Source organism: Streptococcus sp. 3705, assembly GCF_013277145.1.
In the GTDB taxonomy this organism is placed as follows: domain Bacteria; phylum Bacillota; class Bacilli; order Lactobacillales; family Streptococcaceae; genus Streptococcus.
The window spans coordinates 1-610 of record NZ_VMMJ01000029.1; the positions used below are offsets into that span (position 1 = coordinate 1).

Here is a 610-nt window from a genome sequence, read left to right on the forward strand (position 1 = left end):
CAACATACCCACCAGGAACTACGGTAGAAATTCCAGGTAAGAATGGAAATACAATCACTGTAACAATTGGACAAGACGGTAAGGGTACAGTTCCAAATAGTGAATTACCAGACGGAAAAACATCAGGTAATGCTAAGATAGCAGAACCGAATAAACCTGTTGAAAATGTGATTGTTGAAACACCAGCTCGTTTAACACCGGCAATAGTATTAGATCAAGATCCAAATACAGGAGACGTAACGGTAACACCTAAGAAACCAGATGGAACAACATATCCACCAGGAACTACGGTAGAAATTCCAGGTAAGAATGGCACACCGATTGTGGTAACAACAGGACCAGATGGAAAAGTAATTATTCCGAATAAAGACTTACCAGATGGGGAAATTCCAGGAACAGGTAAAATTACACCGCCAGGAAAACCTTCTGTTGAAGTAAACGTAAAAACACCTAAGAAATTAGATCCAAATGCACCTCAAACAGAACAACCAGGTGAAATTGAAATTACAAGAAAACCAAATGGAGATGCAGTAGTAACGCCTAAGAAACCAGATGGCTCAGCATATCCACCAGGAACGAAGGTAGTTATTCCAGGTGATAATAATACAAC

The 610-nt window shown here is 39.8% G+C and carries 1 pseudogene; it reads left to right on the top strand.

What is annotated here, in order from left to right:
• Window positions 1-610 (top strand): annotated as a pseudogene (locus tag HT714_RS07925) (hypothetical protein); the annotation flags it as partial.